We start from the raw sequence: 19,011 nt of genomic DNA, 5'->3' as shown, positions 1-19,011 counted from the left end.
ATAAATTGTTAGTCCTTGTAAACGATTGGCTTGTTTTTTGTAAAGATTCATTGTTAGCCAATTTTGTCTGATTATTTATGAATAAGATATTAATGTGTGTAATCGTACTTTGCTTTGTTTCAATTACAAAAGCACAGAATGTAAATTTGGATATGATCCGCAATGATTTTAATAAAGGTGTTAAAGATGAGGACCTTTGTAAAAGACATTATGAATTACTAAAAGAAAATGCAAATACAGTTACAGAAAAAGGTTATGCAGCGGCTTTTCAAATGTTTATGGCAAAACATACCAGCAATCCATTCAAAAAGATGAGATATTTTAATGGAGGTAAAGATTTATTAGAGCAACAAATAGCAGATAACCCTAATAATACAGAGCTCCGTTTTATTAGGCTTTGTATTCAATATCATCTCCCAAAATATGTTGGGTACAAAAGAGATATTGAAGAAGATAAAGACTTTTTGGTTAATAATTTATACAAGATAAAGGATAAAGAAGTAAAAAGCTTGTTATTTAAATATTTAAAAGCAGCTAATATGTATACAGATCAGGAATTGATATTATTAGGGAGGTGAAAGGAAATTTATGAAGAAAATTTATGCTATAGCGCTATTTTTATTAGCCACAACTACAATTGCTTTTGGGCAATTGTCTAGAGAATTAAATGCTTTTAGAGAATTAGAAGTAACGGACAAAATTAATGTCAAAATTGTAGAAAGTACAACCGACAAAATAGTAATAGAAGGCGAGTTAGCAAATCAAATGGAGTTAACACAGGTGAATGATATGCTTCGCTTAACAATGACAGGAAGTTATATTATGAAGGGAGATAAGGTTTTCGTAACTCTTTACTCTTCTCGTCTCGCTAGTATAACCGCTAAAAAAGGTGCCCAAGTAACTAATCCAAAACTCGAACTTAAAGGTGATTCTTTATATCTTTCGGCGATCGAAGGGGGCAATATTGACTTGACGGTAAATACAAAAGATCTCAAGGCATTGGTCACTACTGGCGGTTCTATTATGCTACAAGGAAATGCAGTGTCTCAAGATGTAAATGTAGCCTTAGGAGGTAGTTATTTCGGAAGATATCTGCTGTCGAATACAGCCATTGCCCGTGTTAGCGGTGGTGGTAAAATCCAAATTAATGCTACCAAAAGTGTAGATGTTCAAACACGTGCAGGCGGTATAGTCGATATTTATGGTAATCCTAAAGACAAGAAAGAAAAGAAATTGGTTGGAGGTAAAATAAATTATTTATAATTGTTGATTTAGTTTAAATATATTTACAGTTAATTCATTAAATCTACATCTTATATGGCATCAGGTATTTTCGCTGTTTTAGACGACATAGCAGCGTTGATGGACGACGTAGCAGTTGCAAGTAAAATTGCAACAAAAAAAACTGCAGGTATTTTGGGAGATGACCTTGCTGTGAATGCTGAAAAAGCAACAGGTTTTCTTTCTACTCGTGAACTTCCAGTCTTATGGGCTATTACAAAGGGTTCCTTTATCAATAAAATTATCATTATTCCAATAGCAATTTTATTAAATATTTTTTTTCCTGTCGCTATTAATGTAATTCTAATTTTGGGAGGTTGTTATTTAGCGTACGAAGGAGTAGAGAAAATAGTAGAATATCTATTTCATAAGAAAGATAATGTACAGCATGAAAGTAAAGAAGTGCTATTGAACGATATTGCAATGGAGAATACAAAAATAAAGTCAGCTGTTACTACTGATTTTATTCTCTCCGTAGAAATCATCATTTTGGCTCTAAATTCTGTGTCAAAAAGTCCATTGAATATACAGATACCAACAGTCACTATCGTTGCATTGATTGCTACCGTTGGTGTTTATGGTGTCGTAGCATTGATAGTTCGTATGGATGATGTAGGCTATAAGTTGATTCATTCTGCTCAAGATAAAGGTGGTCTCGCACAAATAGGACATATGCTAGTTAAAGGATTGCCGATCGTCATTAAGAGCTTATCTGTTATAGGGACTATTGCTTTATTGTTGGTGTCAGGGGGTATATTTGTGCATAATATAGATTACTTCCATCACTTTTTACCTACAGTTCCCTCTATTATTAAAGAATTTGCGATTGGGACGATTGCTGGAATTCTTATACTGATAGTCGTTACCTTATTTAGTAAAGTGATTGCATTACGTAATAAGAAGTAATGTGATATTATACTTTAGCTGAAAACGTAAGACTTTGAATTATATACAGCTTACTGTATATGCAAATTAAATGGGAACATTTTTTTGCATGTACAGTAAGTTTTTTTATTTCGGCTCATGTGCTCGAATATGGGTATGATGACTTACTACGATGGAGATGTGTATACTTTCCATCTCATCTGCATTAGATACCAAAGCCCTGAGCATGTATTATTTTCGAAGTATAATTATCTAAGCTGCAGAAGCAATAGCTTATAACCGCTGTTATCTAGCCTAAAAAAATATTATTATTATCCTAATCCTATTTTTAGCCTATCTACTCACATGTTAATAGTCAAGTGCATTTCATTGAGGCATCACATCATAGTAGTCATAATAGGGGACAAAAAAAGCGCAAGATGTTCTCTTGCGCTTTGCTATTATAGTTAATGTAAATATTAACCTAAGTAAGATTTTAATATTTTACTACGAGAAGTGTGACGTAAGCGTTGTAATGCTTTATCTTTGATTTGACGTACACGCTCTCTAGTTAAATTAAATTTTTCACCAATTTCTTCTAATGAAAGTGGGTGATTAGATCCTAATCCGAAGAATAGTACAATGATTTCACGTTCTCTTTCTGTCAACGTAGAAAGTGATCTTTTGATTTCTTCTGATAATGATTCGTCAATTAATGAACTATCTGTATCTGGGTCTGAGTTTTCTAATACATCTAATAATGTATTCTCTTCACCTTGTACAAATGGTGCATCCATTGAAACGTGTCTACCAGAATTACTTAATGTATCAGATACTTTGTCTACTGTCGTTTCTAAGATAATAGCTAATTCTTCTGGAGAAGGCTCGCGTTCGAACTCTTGTTCTAGTTTTGAGAATGCTTTGCTGATCTTGCTTAATGAACCTACTTGGTTCAATGGTAAACGTACAATACGTGACTGTTCAGCGATAGCTTGTAGAATAGACTGTCGAATCCACCACACTGCATAGGAAATGAATTTAAAACCTTTAGTTTCGTCAAAACGCTTAGCTGCTTTTATTAGGCCTAAATTTCCTTCATTAATCAAGTCACCTAAAGTTAAACCTTGATTTTGATACTGTTTAGCAACTGAAACGACAAAACGTAAATTTGTTTTGGTTAGTTTTTCCAATGCCACTTGATCCCCCTCGCGAATACGTTGAGCTAAGATTACCTCTTCTTCTGCGTTAATCAAATCAACTTTACCAATTTCGTGTAAATATTTGTCAAGAGATTGAGATTCACGATTCGTGATCGATTGTGTAATTTTGAGCTGTCTCATTTATTAATTATATGCCTTTCTTTTGGATTATGCAAAAATACGAAAATTTATTCATCTTTATTGTAACAAAAATGTAATTTAAACACTCATTATGAGTTAGTTAGGATTCCTTTGTTTTTGTTATATTGTTATCAAAAATCGTTCCAATTTATTCTTCTAATTCTATATGTTCATCTAAAATCTTGTATATTTTCCTTTGGTTAATAAAACATTATCGTTCTCAAATTGTTTTATGATTGTTAAGAATTTATCAAATGAAAATAAACATACATTTAGCCGAAGTGATGGCAAAGAAAAAAGTCTCGCTTAACGAATTAAGTGACAGAGTAGGTATAACCTTATCTAATCTATCAATTTTAAAAAATCAAAAAGCGAAAGCTATTCGACTTAGTACGTTGGCAGCGATATGCAAAGCATTGGACTGCCAACCGGGTGATATTATTGTATACGAGGATTAGTCGTGGCTTTCAAATCGAAATCCACGAAGAAATTCTTCGATAGACATTCTTTTTTTACCTTCAATCTGAATTGATTTTAAGCTAATCAATCCATCAGCTGAAGCGAATTTTAAGAATGTCTTTTTGTCTGTTATAAAATCGCCAATTTGTGTTTGGGAGCTGTTAGCTTCTTTTTCTACTTCGTAAATTTTTAATGTTTTGTTTTCTATTGTTGTGAATGCAGCAGGGTAGGGACTTAGTCCTCTTATTTTGTTGTAAACGGCGTCATTGCTGCAATTCCAATCTATTTTACAATCTTCTTTGAATATTTTGGGAGCATGTTTTAATTCTTCCGTTATGACCTCTTCTTGAGGGATAGGAACCAAGGTATTCGCTTTAAATCCTTTTATCGTTTCGATCAAAGTGTCTGCACCCGCACGCATAAGTTTGTCATGCAATATACCTGCATTATCTGTTTCTTCGATTTTTACCTTCGTAGACAACAGAATATTCCCTGTATCTATTTCATGTTGCAATAAAAAGGTAGATACACCGGTTTCTTTTTCGCCATTAATAATAGCATGGTTGATAGGTGCTGCGCCTCTATATTGTGGCAATAAGGAAGCATGTACGTTTATAGTACCCAAAGGTGGCATATTCCATACTATCTCTGGCAACATTCTAAAAGCTACTACGACCTGAAGGTCGGCCTTGTAAGATTTTAATTCCGTTAAGAATTCAGGGTTTTTTAATTTTTCTGGTTGTAAGACAGGGATATTATTGGCTACGGCAAATTGTTTTACCGCGGATTGCTGTAATTTTTGTCCACGTCCTGCAGGTTTGTCTGGGCTAGTAATTACGGCAACCACATTTTCGCCAGCATTTAACAATGCTTCTAGCGAAGCTACTGCAAAATCTGGTGTACCCATAAAAATTATACGCATAGAATTATTATTATTTTTTTAAACGGTAAAAGTACCGTTTGTCAAGTTGCAAATTTTGTTAACTTTGCGAAGTTACAAATTATATTTTAGCTTGAATTTTCCATTATTTCTTGCGGGTCGTATTATATTTAAGGGACAACGTACTTTTTCAAAGTTGATTGTACGCGTCACTATTGGTGCGTTGGCGCTAGCTATTATTGCTATTTTGCTATCTGTTGCTATCCTTAGAGGCTTTAAAGATGAAATAACTGAAAAACAACGTGGCTTTTTTAGTGATGTTATTCTTACCAAACAAGAATTAGGTGCTAATGATGCTACAGCAATATCATTGGATGAAGCCGTAATCGCAAAGATTCAAAGTCTTCCAAATGTGGTGTCTATATCTTCATTTGCAACCAAAGTAGGCATTATGAATGTCAATGGTGAGGTCGAAGGTGTGATATTGAAAGGCTTGGAACAGGGATACAATCAGCAGTACCTTGCAAAGACGATTATTCAAGGTGATACCCTGGCATTAAGCACCGATAATGCTGATAATCAACTTTTGATATCTTCGTATTTGTCCAACCGATTAAAGTTGAAGGTAGGCGATGATTTTATTATGTCATTTGTAGATGATAATCGTACTCGGAAGCGAAAATTCGTAGTTAAAGGTATATTTAGAACCAATTCGGAAGAATTGGATAAAAATTATGTTATTGGTAGCTTGGGTGTAATTCGTAAACTAAATAACCTGGGGGATCGTGACGCTGGAGCATATGAGGTACGCGTAAAAGACTTTACTTTATTGGACCAAACAACTGCGCTTATTAGTGATGAATTGCCTATTGATATGAAGGCAACCAATGTCGTAGAACAATTGTCTGATATTTTTAACTGGTTGAAAATGTTAGATATGAATGATGATATCATCTTTGTGCTGATGGTAATAGTAGCTGTTATCAATATGATATCTTCGTTGTTAATTACAATTTTGGAGCGCACATTTTTGATAGGTATGCTGAAGGCCTTGGGTATGGTTAATAAAGAGATTAGAAAAGTATTCTTATATAATTCACTTTATTTGATAGGACTAGGGTTGTTTTTTGGAAATGCGATTGCGTTAGTACTTTATTTTGTTCAGCAGCAAACGAAGATCTTTACCTTAGATCCTACTATTTATTATATTGAATATGTTCCTTTATCTATAGATTTTGCGACCGTTGTTATACTTAATCTAAGTATTGTTTTTATTGCGTTAATAACGTTATTTATTCCTTCGATGCTTATTTCACGGATTTCCCCGATTAAGACTATTCAATTTAAATAGAATTAACCTTTAGAATTATAGTATCAATTTTCTTTTTTTTTCGTATTTTCCCACCTCCAAATTTTTTAGGTATTGATTTTATAGTGCCGTTTTAATTTATTCTATGGAAGGAAAAGTATTTGAACATCTAGCTGAAGCATTTGAAGCGCCTCTAACTAATCCGGTATTAATCTTCGCGTTAGTACTCTTTATCATTCTGTTGTCCCCAATATTACTACGTTCTATCAAAGTACCTGGTATTATTGGTTTGATTATATCTGGCGTTATTATTGGGCCTCATGGCCTTAATTGGCTCGAGAAAAGTTCCGCTGTAAATTTGTTTTCTACAATAGGCCTATTGTATATTATGTTTATTGCAGGGCTTGAATTGGATATGAATGAATTCAAAAAAACAAAGCATAAAAGTTTGCTTTTTGGTTTTTTCACCTTTATAATCCCAATCTCTATTGGATTTCCTGTTTGTTATTATTTACTGGAGTATAACTTTTTGGCGAGTATTTTGATCGCTAGCATGTTTGCGACGCATACATTGGTATCTTATCCTATCGTAAATCGTTATGGTATTTCTAAACAAGAAGCTGTAGCCATCACGATCGGAGGTACTATTTTGACAGATACCGCAGTGTTAATCATATTAGCAATTATAACAGGTGCGTCACAAGGACAGATTAATCAAGAGTTTTGGGTGACATTAGGTATTTCATTTGCTATTTTCTTGTTGATTATGTTTGGCATCATTCCTAGAATTGCCAAGTGGTTCTTTCAAAAGGTGCAATCTGAAAAAACAGGGCAGTACATTTTTGTTTTAACGGTTGTTTTTTTTGCGGCCTTTTTAGCTGAAATGGCAGGGTTAGAGTCTATTATTGGTGCTTTTGTTGCCGGATTAGCGCTCAATAAATTGATACCACACTCATCAGCGTTGATGAATAGAATTGAATTTATTGGTAATGCGATATTCATTCCTTTTTTCTTGATTTCCGTAGGTATGATTGTGGATGTTAGCGTTTTAACAAAGGGGCCTATGGCTTTGATTGTAGCTGGAACATTAACTGTTGTAGCTATAGCGGGAAAATATCTCGCAGCTTTAGCAACACAACTATCTTTTAAATATTCTAGTAGTCAGCGTAATTTAATATTTGGTCTGAGTAATGCGCATGCTGCTGCTACTTTAGCCGTGATTATGGTAGGGTTCAGTAACAATATAATAGATGAGAATGTATTGAATGGTACGATTCTATTGATATTGGTGACTTGTATTGTTGCCTCAATGGTGACTGAGAGTGCTTCTAAGAAAGTCGTTTTAGAAGGCCATCAAGCAGATTCCCACGTGGAGCATGTCGAAGAAGGGGAGGAACAAATCATGATCCCGCTTGCAAATCTTAATAATATGGAGCCTATTTTGGACTTTGCTACTTTGGTAAAATCTAAAAAATCCCCCTATCCGCTTAATATTGTTAGCGTTGTTGCAGATAATGAACAAGCAGAGTTAAATATAATTGAAGCACGAAAAAATCTAGACAATATGGCGAAATATGCTTCAGGTTCCGAAACTGAAGTAGAGCTAATAACAGCTGTCGATTTTAATATTGCCGCAGGTATAGCTAGGATGACGCGACAAACTATGGCAGATTGTGTTATCATGGGCTGGCCGAGTGTAGCTTCATTTGTTGAAAAAATCGTCGGAGAGAAAACGGAAAGTATACTAAATAATACAGATACTACCTTAATGATGTGTAAGCTGGATAAGCCTTTTATATCACATAAATTGATTACTGTATTTGTGCCGCCTTTGGCAGAATCCGAAGTAGGCTTTGAATATTGGGTAGAAAAAGTATTAAAACTCGGTCAAGAGTTGTCTTTACCTGTAAATTATGTATGTAATTCGCGCACAGAAGATAGTTTGGACGAAGTAGCAGTTTCATTGAATTCAAGTGTAAAAATAATATTTTCTAATTATGAAGATTGGGATAATATCTTTGGCTTAGCGACTTTCAGTAATACGGAAGCGATGCTAATATTCGTATCTTCTCGAAATGGTGAGGTGTCCTATAGAGATTCTTTGGACGGATTAGCCAAAAGAGTTGGTCGTTATTATAAAAATCAAAACTTAATTTTGATTTTCCCTAGTCGCCAAGAGAACCAACATATAGATGAATATGAAGACGTTCAAGCAGCACCAATTTTAAGAAAAATTGGTCGTGAAATTGGTAATATTTTTACTAAAGAAAAATAGCTAGTTATACATCAATGCCTTCAATCTAAATGCCGGTGATTTTTTTGATATAATAGGCAACCTAACTATTAGGTAGTAAGTTTGCAAAAAGTATATTGTACAAATTAATGCAGTTGTAATCTATAAAAATTAAAATAGAAATGATTAATTTACCCAATTATATAAAAGAGTCTGTAGTATTGTCTGATCAGGATAAAGAAGTATTAGCACATGTAAGTCGCTTGCCTACTGAAATAGAGGTAGACGAGATTAGATCTTTCTCCTTTATACAAGAGTTGATGAATGCTTTCATTGGTGATGAGACAACAAGAGATACACACTTACAATTGAAAGCAAAAGAATACTTAGCGATTGATGATGTCGATATGGCTTGGAAGATATTACTCTTAGATTAAAAATATTATAACCTAACCTAAACTTAAATAATGTCAAAAAATAATCATTTTGATGTAATTGTAATCGGATCTGGAATTTCTGGCGGATGGGCTGCTAAAGAATTTTGTGATCAGGGATTAAAAACACTCGTCTTGGACCGCGGTCGTGATGTCAAGCATATCAAAGATTATCCTACTGCACATATGGATCCTTGGGAATTTGAGCACGGAAATCATCTTCCTTTAGCTCTATCTAAAGAGAATCCTATTGCATCCAGATGCTATGCTTTTAAAGAAGATGCGCAACATTTCTTTTTGAAAGATGCAGAACAACCTTATGTCCAAGAACAACCTTTTGATTGGATCAGAGCAGACGCTGTGGGTGGTAAATCTTTATTGTGGGCACGACAAGTTCAACGTTGGTCAGACTATGATTTTCAGGGGCCAGCGCGTGATGGATTTGCTGTAGATTGGCCTATTCGTTATAGTGATATAGCACCATGGTATAGCTACGTAGAGCAGTTTATTGGTGTGTCTGGAAACCGAGATGGCAATAAGGCGATGCCAGATGGTGAATTTTTACCTGCTTTTGAGATGAATACTGTCGAAAAGGTGATACAGGATAAAATACATGCCAAATATCCGAAACGCCAAGTTATACAAGGTCGATGTGCACATATAACAGCGCCTCAAGAGATACATATCAAGCAGGGACGTACACAATGTCAGGCTAGGTCTTTGTGCCAAAGAGGATGTCCATTTGGCGGTTATTTTAGCGCCAATGCTTCAACATTACCATGGGCCGAAAAAACAGGTAATCTTACATTGAGACCACATTCTATCGTTCATTCTATTATATATGATGATAGTCAAAACAAAGCGATTGGTGTCCTTGTGATTGATAGGGATACAAAGGATACTTTAGAATTTTATGCTAAAGTAATATTTGTTAATGCCTCTACTATCGCTAGCAATCAGATACTGCTGAATTCAAAATCTAAGCGATTTCCTAATGGCTTAGGCAATGATTCGGGAACATTAGGTAAGTACGTTGCTTTTCATAATTATATTGGCGGTATATGGGGTAATATGGAGGGCTATGAAGATAAGTATTATTATGGGCGAAGACCCACCAATCCATTGATACCAAACTTTAGAAATGTAGATAAACAAGAGACTGATTTCTTACGCGGCTATGCTTCATTTTATAGTGCTAGTCGTTGGAGAGGTGTGCATACCGAAGGGGATCAAGTAGGCGGTGTGTATAAAGACAACTTAACAGAATTGGGGGGCTGGGGAGTAGGTATGATGATTCAGGGGGAGACGATCCCTAAGGAGCACAATCATGTACGACTAAGTGAACAGGAATTCGATAAGTACGGAATACCACAGGTTGTTACCGCTATCGTATACGATGACAATGATGCTAAAAGTACAGATGATTTCCTTGTACAGGGGGCTGAGATGCTCGAAGCAGCAGGCGTTAAAAATATTAGTACCAATAAAAATTATAGAAACCCGGGCTTGGATATTCATGAGATGGGGGGAGCACGAATGGGTAAAGATCCAAAAACATCAGTACTCAATAAATGGAATCAACTACATGATTGTAAGAATGTATTTGTGACAGATGGTGCTTGTATGACTTCTACCGGCACTCAAAATCCTTCGTTAACCTTCATGGCATTGACAGCTCGCGCATCCAATTATGCGATAGAAGAGCTTAAGAAGGGGAACATATAGCATAAAAAAGTCCACTTGAATAAAATGTCTTCAAGTGGACTTTTTATTATTAGATCTTGGATGTAGATAGGTATTAATTGTTATAAATCATTTTGTACATATCAAATCCTTTTGCCCAATAATCCTTATGACGTTCTAACAATTTGAATCCCATTTTTTCATAGAATCCGTAAGCATGTTGAGATGTACGGACGATTATTGATTTAATATCTTTTTTTGCAGCAATTACTTCGAGCCTATGCTTCATTAGTAATCTACCAATTCCTTGTTTTTGGAATGGAATATCTACAATATCCCAACTTATTTTTGCCAATTGTCTGTCTTTGTCATAATTAATGCCACCGGCAGCAATTATTTCATCCCCCAATTGGGCGACATAGTAATCTTGCACTTTGCCATTAATGTATTCTTCATAATCATCGACTTCAGTTTCGGCAAAATACCTGGGGACATTGTTTATAAGAATACGAACCAATTTTTCCTTATCTTCAAGCTTAAACTTCCTAATTATAATCTCATCTTTCATAATATATAAGGTTTGTCTTAAGATAGTAATTTGGATTTATATCTCAAAATATCTCTATATGAAAGCAATGACCTGAGGTCTAAAAGCTATAACTAACCCCTATATTTCCGAAGATATTATACATTTTGAAGGAAATGGACTCAAAATCACTTTTGAATATTTGTGTATTTGCCATGGTAAGGTCCGCAAATATTCGCCAATCAGATTTAGTCTTATATTCTACCCCCAATTGGTTACCCCATTGAAATGTTTTAAGGTCATCCGAAAAATCATAAAGACCCTGAGCTGTACCTTCAAATGTTGTTAATTCGCCTACCGGAGTACCTTCTCTAAATGCACCATCATAGATATGTCCTGTAAACGACTTGTTTGCTGTTAGCGAGAAGTAAAAACCGCCATATACATTCCAATGTTCGGATGCATTCCATACAAATAATACCGGAATGGTAAAATAGAAATTATCTAATTCTGTAACCACATGCCCTGTAAAATAGCCTTTAGTTTGTGCACCAGAATCATCTTCTATCTGTGTGTAGTAGTTTTTAACCCTCGCTTGGGTTTTCATCCCTCGGCCTTCAAATTTAATCCCTGTTCTTATTCCAAACTCTTGCTTATCGTTGAGCCATTTTGTAGCATTCATCTCTATGCCAAAAGGGTTCATAGGCTTAAAACTCTCAATCTCTCTTATCTGTGCTGGTATCCCAAGGGGAGAGGCACCGCCAATACTCAGTTGAATTTTGGCTTGGTATTCTATATTTTCGTTAAAGAAATCATTTATTTTCTCTTTATTACTCTTTGTTTCTTGCACCTTGGTTTCTTGTGCATTGGCACTATTCCAAATAAGGCAGATTATAAGAGGGATATAAACTTTGTATATGTTTGTCATGGGTTTAGTTGTAAATTAACTCAATATCATCTACTATTAAAGTGCTTCCGATAGCACCTGTGAATTTCGCTCCATCAATACTTGAAGACATTACGATAGTTAGAACATATTCTTTGTCTGGATCAAATGTTTTGCCCGCAACGAGTTCAAATGGGAAATTGGCCTCTTTCCATGTATCTGTCTCTAATCGTTGTGAAGCAGGTATTCGAGCGATAGCTACATTGCGAGGGTCTTTGAAGTCATGGTCACCGTACATAAAATTGTCTTTTGCACGAGATTCAAATATAATAGCATAGATGTCAAAAGAATCCTTTTTATCAGGTACAACCTCAAAATCCTGATTTCTAACTTCTGGGCCAGCTTTATATTTGTAGTACGAACGGACAGATTTTGGTAATGCCCCAGAGTAAGGTAACCCAAATTTAGTCGATTTTAGCGTATTTAATAGGTTTGTCTTAAAGCTTCCAAGGAATAAATTCCCTGCCGCAATAGGATTCCCTGTAGCTGCCGCAAAGCTACTAGTATATACGGTTTGCATTTTTGCCGCTAAACCTCCCGTTCTACCTTCAGCTACAGCAGTAGGGTATTCATCCGGTGACTTGCTTCCAGCAACCGTTACATAACCTGAATTTCCACTTGCCCAATCGTACACCTTATCTCCTGTTGAACCAATAGTATAGAATCTATAATACCTGTCCTTGTCAGTCAGCTCGGCATTATTGAAACTATATCTTGTACTTAATTCATCCACATTGAACGTGATGGTGTATGTTTTTTTCCATTTGGAATCTTGTGCGGTTACGACTACTGTTTGTGCGGTCGTGAAGTCGCGAATAACTCCATTTTCTGGAGAGATAGTTGCATACGGTGAAAGCGTAAAAAATGGCGCTTGTTTTGTTAAATCTACATTGGATTTAACTCTGAATTCGACAGAAGTATTCGTGATGATAGGGTCTGTTTTTAAATATTCAGGTGGAATATAAGCCTCGATGATATCTGCATCGGTGTCTAGTTCTTCGTCTTTGATGCAGGCGTAAAATGTTAAAGGAATGAGTAAATAGAGTAATGCTACGCTTTTTTTTGTCATGATAAAATGTGAATTATTTATTATCTAAAACAAAAGAAGCCTTTTTTTGTTTTAATAAGTTCTCGTTAAACATCACTTTTTTTAAATGCTTTTTACGGCTTATTGATTATTAAGGACTTTGGGTTGCTGCAGTAAGCTATGGGTATAAAAAAAGGTTCTTTCAATTGATGAAAGAACCTTTTTAGGGAGATAAAATATACTATTTTAATTCGTTTTTTTATTTATAAATACGAATTTACTGTCAAATACATCTAACTGTATCACGGCGTCAGAAGTTACCTTACCGGCAAGGATTTCTTTAGACAATTCGTTGAGGATTCGTTTTTGAATCACACGCTTCAATGGTCGTGCACCATATATAGGATCATAGCCCAATTGTGCCAGCCAGTCCAATGCCTCATCTGTAGCTGATAAGAATATGTTTTGATCTGCCAATTGTTTCGTAAGATGCTGGAATTGCATACGTACAATGTCGCTGATTTCATTTCTACTCAATGGCGTAAACATGATTATCTCATCTATACGGTTTAAAAATTCTGGACGAATAGATTTTTGCAATAATTCAAAAACCTCATCTTTAGTTTTCGCAACGACGCTATCTTTATTGTCATCGTTCAGCAGCATAAAATTCTCCTGAATAATATGAGAACCCGTGTTTGATGTCATGATGATGATGGTGTTTTTGAAATTTACAACACGACCTTTGTTGTCCGTCAAATGTCCATCATCAAGCACTTGCAATAAGATGTTGAATACATCAGGGTGTGCTTTTTCAATCTCATCCAACAGTACTACAGAATAGGGGCGACGACGTACAGCCTCGGTCAATTGACCGCCTTCTTCGTAGCCTACATAACCTGGAGGCGCTCCTATCAAACGAGATACAGCATGTCGCTCTTGGTATTCGGACATATCGATACGTACTAGTGCCTGTTCATCATCAAATAGAAATTCAGCCAAAGCTTTAGCCAATTCGGTCTTACCTACACCAGTTGTCCCTAGGAATATAAAAGATCCTATAGGACGCTTAGCGTCACTCAATCCGGCACGAGAACGGCGTATAGCATCAGAGATAGCCTCAATAGCTTCTTCTTGACCGGCGACACGTTTGTGCAACTCTTCCTCCAAATTTAATAACTTTTCACGCTCGGATTGTATCATTTTATTCACTGGAATGCCCGTCCATCTTGATACTACATCAGCTATATCCTCTGAAGTAACTTCTTCTTTCAGCATACGTGAGCTTTGTTGCTTTTCGTTCAACTCGGCTTTTAATTGTTCTACTTGATCTTGCGCTTCTTTGATTTTTCCATAGCGCAATTCGGCTACTTTGCCATAGTCACCGGCACGCTCTGCTTGATCTGCTTCAAGCTTGTAGTTTTCAATATTTTGTACCTCTTGGTTGACACGGTCTACCAATGTTTTTTCTGATTGCCAAGCTGCTTTTAAAGAGTCACGTTCGTTGGAAAGATTAGCTATTGTTTCAGAAAGTTCTGCTACTTTTTTATCGTCTTTCTCTCTTTTTATCGCTTCACGTTCAATCTCTAGCTGCATGATACGACGGTCCAATTCATCTACTATCTCAGGGACTGAATCCATTTCTAAGCGTAGCTTAGAAGCCGCTTCATCTATCAAGTCAATGGCTTTGTCAGGCAAGAAACGATCTGTTATATAGCGTTGCGATAATTCTACTGCCGCAATGATAGATTCGTCGAGTATACGTACTTTATGATGCGTCTCATAGCGTTCTTTCAAACCTCGTAATATAGAGATAGCATCTTGTGTATCGGGCTCTTCGACCATTACTTTTTGGAAACGACGCTCTAGGGCTTTATCTTTTTCAAAGTATTTTTGATACTCATTTAATGTTGTAGCTCCAATAGCACGTAATTCACCTCTTGCTAATGCAGGTTTGAGGATATTGGCAGCATCCATTGCACCTTCACCACCACCAGCACCGACTAAAGTGTGTATCTCGTCAATAAAAAGGATTATTTCACCATCTGAATCTGCTACTTCTTTGACCACAGACTTTAGTCTTTCTTCAAATTCACCTTTATACTTAGCGCCAGCAATTAAGGCACCCATGTCTAAAGAGAATACTGTTTTAGACTTTAAGTTTTCTGGCGCATCACCTTTTATGATACGGTGTGCAATACCTTCGGCTATCGCAGTTTTACCGACGCCAGGTTCGCCCACAAGGATGGGGTTATTTTTTGTGCGACGCGATAATATTTGCATGACACGGCGTATTTCTTCATCGCGACCTATTACAGGGTCTAATTTTCCAGATTCCGCATATTCGTTTAGATTACGTGCATACTTACCTAGCGCATTATAAGTGGCTTCGGCATTTTGATCTGTTACTCTATTATTTCCTCTCAATTCTTTAATTGCAATTTTTAAATCTTTTTCATTGACGCCTTGGTCTTTTAACAGCGAAGACGTTTTATCATTTGCAGATAGCAAGCCTAACAATATATGCTCTATTGATACGAACTCATCATTGAATTCTTTAAGGTAGCTCTGAGCCTTTTGCAGTACCGCATTAGCGCTATTGCTCAGGTATACATTTGTACCAGATACTTTGGGAAGACTTTCTATTTGCTTAGTTACCTCAGTAGTGATGTAATTGATGTTAGCATTTAGTTTTTTTAATAAATGACTGATTACATTTTCATCAACCGTAAGCAGTGCTTTTAATATATGTGCAGGTTCAATCGCTTGCTGCTGATTGCCTACAGCTATTTCTGAAGCTTTCTGTATCGCTTCTTGTGCTTTGATCGTATAATTGTTAAAATTCATTTTATAATACTTCTCCTTTCAAGTTATATTATGTAGTTAACAAAGGAAATGCCCAACTGTTTTTTAAAAACTAAAACTGAATTTTTGTCGCTATTTATTGTATGGGTATGTCAAAAATTCAGGCTGTTGCTGTTTTGATAAAAAAAATTCTGACTGATTTTCAGTTTTTTAGCTGTTTATGGGCGAAAAAAAGCATTTTGTACTTGATTTTTAGGTTGAATGTTTCGATATTTGCATCACATTCTTGAAAAGGATATGCCTCCTTAGCTCAGCTGGTAGAGCAACTGACTTGTAATCAGTAGGTCATTGGTTCGATTCCGATAGGAGGCTCAAAGCAATATATTTCAAGAATGCCTCCTTAGCTCAGCTGGTAGAGCAACTGACTTGTAATCAGTAGGTCATTGGTTCGATTCCGATAGGAGGCTCAAAAAATAAAACAGTAAAGCCTCTTTAGCTCAGCTGGTAGAGCAACTGACTTGTAATCAGTAGGTCATTGGTTCGATTCCGATAAGAGGCTCAAAAGCTCATCCAATAATGGATGAGCTTTTTTTGTTTCCCTTGTTTTGAGGTGTTAGTCCTTAATGTCAATGGTACCAACCTTATTTTTTGAACCCTCTATCTTTGTGTTAGTCTATTCTATACATGTAATATAATGTAACTGTTCTTGGTTTGATTTTTTTATGTTAATTTAGAAGTACAATAAACTTAAACCTATGGTACTGCGCGTGATATTTGTATTTCTTTGTGTTTTGTATTCGCTTAACTTAAAGTCTCAATCAAAATTAGTCTATAGTAATGATTCTGTACGAACGGGAGCGCAGCAGACAGAGCAGTATATTCCATATCTAAAGGGTCTTCGTGTGGCTGTGTTGGCAAATCCTTCCTCAGTGGTAGGAGCGGTGCATTTGGTGGATACTTTGCGTGCTATGGGTGTCGATGTAGTGAAGATTTTTGGTCCTGAGCATGGTTTTCGGGGCAATGCAAGTAATGGTACCGTAGTGCATGATGAGGTAGATCCTGTGACCAATATTCCTGTCGTTTCATTGTATGGCGCTAAAAAGAAGCCGTCGCGTGCGGATTTGGCGGATGTAGATATTGTAATTTATGATGTTCAAGATCTAGGAGTTCGTTTTTACACCTATATCAATGTGTTGCGCGATCTCATGGAGGCGTGTGCAGCAAATGGCAAAGAGTTGATGATTCTAGATCGTCCCAATCCTAATGCCTATCTTATCGATGGTCCTATACTGGATATGAAGCACAAATCTGGTATTGGTCAGTTTCCACTGCCTATAGCACATGGATTGACCACTGCTGAATTTGCACAGATGGTAAAAGGAGAAGGATGGATGGTGGGTGCGGATAAGTTAAAGCTCAAGATTGTTCCTATTGCATCTTATAGGCATGATATGTTGTATAAGCTACCTGTTGACCCTTCGCCAAATCTAAATACCGAGCAAAGTATTATTCTGTACCCTAGCACATGCCTATTTGAGGGGGTGAAGATTAATCATGGTAGAGGGACGGATTTTCCATTTGTATTTCTTGGGTCTCCGATGTATAAGGGGCTGTATGATTTTTCGTTTGTTCCTGTTAGTAAAAAGGGGAAGAGTGAGTCTCCTTTGTTTATGGGGGAGGTGTGTTATGGTTTGGATTTGCGTGATTATGATTTGCAGGCCTTGGTGGATCGTAAAAAGCTTAATCTAGGCTGGATAATAGAGTTGTATGCTAATTCGCCAGAGAAAGATAAGTTTTTTGATCAGAGCTACTCCAAACAGATAGGAAGTATAGAAAAGCTGGTGGGGGTCGATGCTTTTCGTAAGCAGATAGAGTCCGGTTGGTCTGAGGAACAGATAAGAGCATCATGGGAGCCTGGTTTGTCTTCGTATAAAGATATGCGCAAAAAATATTTGCTATATCCAGATTGATGGGCTGTGGTTTACTAACTGCTGTAAAGCAAAAAACCACTTCTAAATGAATTAGAAGTGGTTTTGAGTACGCCAAAAGGGATTCGAACCCCTGACCGTCGGTTTAGAAAACCGATGCTCTATCCAGCTGAGCTATTGGCGCGTTTGCCTTTCGGTTCAACAAAAGTAGGGTTTTAACCGTGATATCCAAAATATTTTAATCTTTTTTTTAGTGAAAAACACTAACTGTTTGCATTTCAAGTGAATATTTTTTTTAATTTCTTAATCTAGATTAAGAATTGTATTTCATATGGAATATATCTTTGTGTTGTTAAAAGGAAATAATTATAAAAATTTAAAATATTACGATAATGGCAACATGGAATTTAGACAAATCGCACAGTGAAATAGAGTTTAAAGTGCGTCATATGATGATCTCGACTGTAAAAGGACAGTTTAATAATTTTGATATCAATGTAGAGAGTGCGTCCGAAGATTTGTCTGAAGCTAAGATTTCGGTAAGCATCGATGTAGACTCGATCAATACCAATAATGAGCAACGCGATGAGCACTTGAAAAATGCAGATTTTTTTAACGTAGCCGAAAACAATAAGATTACATTTATATCGACCAACATTGTTAAAAAATCAGACGAAGATTTTGAAGTTACTGGTGATTTAACGATCAAAGGAGTTACGAATTCTAAAACTTTCAAAGTAGAGCTTGGAGGTGTAGCAATAGACCCTTGGGGTAATGCCAAAGTGGGATATACCGTAACAGGTGCTATCAATCGTGCTGATTTTGGCCTTACTTGGAATGCCGCATTAGAGACTGGTGGTGTAATGTTGTCTGATGAGGTTAAATTTACTGCAGATATTCAACTTGTAAAAGGTTAGAAATCAGTAAAAAGTGCTTTTAATTTAGTTTAAAGGCATTTTTTTTGAAATATATTTTGGAAATAAGGGTTGAATTTCTACCTTTGTGGCGGAGAGCTGGCAGAGTGGTCGAATGCGGCAGTCTTGAAAACTGTTAACTGTCACAGGTTCGGGGGTTCGAATCCCTCGCTCTCCGCCAAAAAAAGCTTAATCGCAAGATTAAGCTTTTTTGTTTTATATGCATTTCCTGCCTATCTAGCACTGTTATTTTCCTAGAAATCACGATAAGATTCGAGCCAGAAGGGTTGGGTGGGTTCGATTCATGAAGGTTTAGGGTTGCGTTTGGGGTCTGTGTGGCTAAACCACTCCCTCGCTCTCCGCCAACAAAAGCTTAATCGCA

At 36.2% G+C, this 19,011-nt stretch carries 16 protein-coding genes and 5 tRNA genes; 14 read left to right on the top strand and 7 right to left on the bottom strand.

The window, feature by feature from the left end:
- Positions 1-77: 77 nt before the first annotated feature.
- From IP023_RS00105 to IP023_RS00095, 3 genes are read left to right on the top strand one after another with little or no spacing between them, the layout of a single operon-like run.
- The gene (locus IP023_RS00105; RefSeq protein ID WP_241788210.1) at positions 78-578 is read left to right on the top strand and encodes a hypothetical protein; all 501 of its coding nucleotides are present in this window, start codon (positions 78-80) and stop codon (positions 576-578) included.
- Between the two features lie 10 nt (positions 579-588).
- Positions 589-1,263, top strand: coding sequence for a head GIN domain-containing protein (locus tag IP023_RS00100; protein ID WP_241788209.1), 675 nt, complete (start codon positions 589-591; stop codon positions 1,261-1,263).
- A 54-nt stretch (positions 1,264-1,317) separates the two neighbouring features.
- Positions 1,318-2,187: a DUF808 family protein gene (locus IP023_RS00095; protein WP_241788208.1), complete on the top strand. Its 870-nt coding sequence runs from the start codon at positions 1,318-1,320 to the stop codon at positions 2,185-2,187.
- Between the two features lie 437 nt (positions 2,188-2,624).
- Here the strand turns inward: IP023_RS00095 and IP023_RS00090 are convergent, their stop codons facing one another.
- The gene (locus IP023_RS00090) at positions 2,625-3,485 is read right to left on the bottom strand and encodes a sigma-70 family RNA polymerase sigma factor (RefSeq protein WP_241788207.1); all 861 of its coding nucleotides are present in this window, start codon (positions 3,483-3,485) and stop codon (positions 2,625-2,627) included.
- A gap of 254 nt (positions 3,486-3,739) precedes the next feature.
- On the opposite strand from IP023_RS00090, the gene IP023_RS00085 reads away from it, so the two are divergent.
- Complete coding sequence (locus IP023_RS00085) at positions 3,740-3,943, top strand: helix-turn-helix domain-containing protein (protein ID WP_241788206.1); 204 nt, start codon at positions 3,740-3,742, stop codon at positions 3,941-3,943.
- On the opposite strand, the gene fmt is transcribed toward IP023_RS00085, so the two are convergent.
- Positions 3,940-4,866, bottom strand: coding sequence for a methionyl-tRNA formyltransferase (fmt, locus tag IP023_RS00080; protein ID WP_241788205.1), 927 nt, complete (start codon positions 4,864-4,866; stop codon positions 3,940-3,942). The two genes, IP023_RS00085 and fmt, sit on opposite strands and share 4 nt — an antisense overlap.
- Positions 4,867-4,957: 91 nt before the next feature.
- Here fmt and IP023_RS00075 point away from each other — a divergent pair, with 91 nt between their 5' ends.
- The 4 genes from IP023_RS00075 to IP023_RS00060 all read left to right on the top strand — a co-directional run bounded on the left by IP023_RS00075 (position 4,958) and on the right by IP023_RS00060 (position 10,525).
- Positions 4,958-6,175 carry an ABC transporter permease gene (locus IP023_RS00075; RefSeq protein ID WP_241788204.1) on the top strand — a complete coding sequence of 406 codons (1,218 nt, stop codon included), beginning with the start codon at positions 4,958-4,960 and terminating at the stop codon, positions 6,173-6,175.
- A gap of 103 nt (positions 6,176-6,278) precedes the next feature.
- Positions 6,279-8,408 carry a cation:proton antiporter gene (locus IP023_RS00070; protein WP_241788203.1) on the top strand — a complete coding sequence of 710 codons (2,130 nt, stop codon included), beginning with the start codon at positions 6,279-6,281 and terminating at the stop codon, positions 8,406-8,408.
- Positions 8,409-8,548: 140 nt separating this feature from the next.
- Complete coding sequence (locus IP023_RS00065; protein ID WP_241788202.1) at positions 8,549-8,803, top strand: hypothetical protein; 255 nt, start codon at positions 8,549-8,551, stop codon at positions 8,801-8,803.
- Between the two features lie 30 nt (positions 8,804-8,833).
- Positions 8,834-10,525, top strand: a complete 1,692-nt coding sequence (locus IP023_RS00060) for a GMC oxidoreductase (protein WP_241788201.1) — start codon at positions 8,834-8,836, stop codon at positions 10,523-10,525.
- 73 nt (positions 10,526-10,598) lie between these two features.
- On the opposite strand, the gene IP023_RS00055 is transcribed toward IP023_RS00060, so the two are convergent.
- The 4 genes from IP023_RS00055 to clpB all read right to left on the bottom strand — a co-directional run bounded on the left by IP023_RS00055 (position 10,599) and on the right by clpB (position 15,829).
- Entirely contained in the window at positions 10,599-11,051 is a 453-nt protein-coding gene (locus IP023_RS00055; RefSeq protein WP_241788200.1) for a GNAT family N-acetyltransferase, read from the bottom strand.
- 79 nt (positions 11,052-11,130) lie between these two features.
- Positions 11,131-11,937 carry an outer membrane beta-barrel protein gene (locus IP023_RS00050; protein WP_241788199.1) on the bottom strand — a complete coding sequence of 269 codons (807 nt, stop codon included), beginning with the start codon at positions 11,935-11,937 and terminating at the stop codon, positions 11,131-11,133.
- 4 nt (positions 11,938-11,941) lie between these two features.
- Positions 11,942-13,024 (bottom strand): PCMD domain-containing protein, encoded by a 1,083-nt coding sequence (locus IP023_RS00045; protein ID WP_241788198.1) that lies wholly within the window; start codon positions 13,022-13,024, stop codon positions 11,942-11,944.
- A gap of 204 nt (positions 13,025-13,228) precedes the next feature.
- A complete protein-coding gene (gene clpB / locus IP023_RS00040) occupies positions 13,229-15,829 on the bottom strand; it encodes an ATP-dependent chaperone ClpB (protein ID WP_241788197.1) in 2,601 nt (866 codons plus the stop codon).
- Positions 15,830-16,086: 257 nt separating this feature from the next.
- Between clpB and IP023_RS00035 the strand changes: the two genes are divergently transcribed.
- The 4 genes from IP023_RS00035 (at position 16,087) to IP023_RS00020 (ending at position 17,757) form a co-directional block, all read left to right on the top strand.
- Positions 16,087-16,159 (top strand) — tRNA-Thr (locus IP023_RS00035).
- 22 nt (positions 16,160-16,181) lie between these two features.
- Positions 16,182-16,254: transfer RNA gene (locus tag IP023_RS00030), tRNA-Thr, on the top strand.
- 19 nt (positions 16,255-16,273) lie between these two features.
- Positions 16,274-16,346: transfer RNA gene (locus tag IP023_RS00025), tRNA-Thr, on the top strand.
- 196 nt (positions 16,347-16,542) lie between these two features.
- Positions 16,543-17,757: an exo-beta-N-acetylmuramidase NamZ family protein gene (locus IP023_RS00020; protein ID WP_241788196.1), complete on the top strand. Its 1,215-nt coding sequence runs from the start codon at positions 16,543-16,545 to the stop codon at positions 17,755-17,757.
- Between the two features lie 68 nt (positions 17,758-17,825).
- On the opposite strand, the gene IP023_RS00015 is transcribed toward IP023_RS00020, so the two are convergent.
- A tRNA-Arg gene (locus tag IP023_RS00015) sits at positions 17,826-17,899 on the bottom strand.
- A gap of 208 nt (positions 17,900-18,107) precedes the next feature.
- Between IP023_RS00015 and IP023_RS00010 the strand changes: the two genes are divergently transcribed.
- Positions 18,108-18,632 carry a YceI family protein gene (locus tag IP023_RS00010; protein WP_241788195.1) on the top strand — a complete coding sequence of 175 codons (525 nt, stop codon included), beginning with the start codon at positions 18,108-18,110 and terminating at the stop codon, positions 18,630-18,632.
- 90 nt (positions 18,633-18,722) lie between these two features.
- Positions 18,723-18,810: transfer RNA gene (locus tag IP023_RS00005), tRNA-Ser, on the top strand.
- Positions 18,811-19,011: the final 201 nt, after the last annotated feature.

The sequence above is a fragment of the Sphingobacterium rhinopitheci genome (assembly GCF_022627575.1).
GTDB classification, from domain to species: Bacteria; Bacteroidota; Bacteroidia; order Sphingobacteriales; family Sphingobacteriaceae; genus Sphingobacterium; species Sphingobacterium rhinopitheci.
The sequence above is the reverse complement of the archived record's forward strand: the minus strand, read 5'-3'. Positions and strand labels throughout refer to the sequence as shown.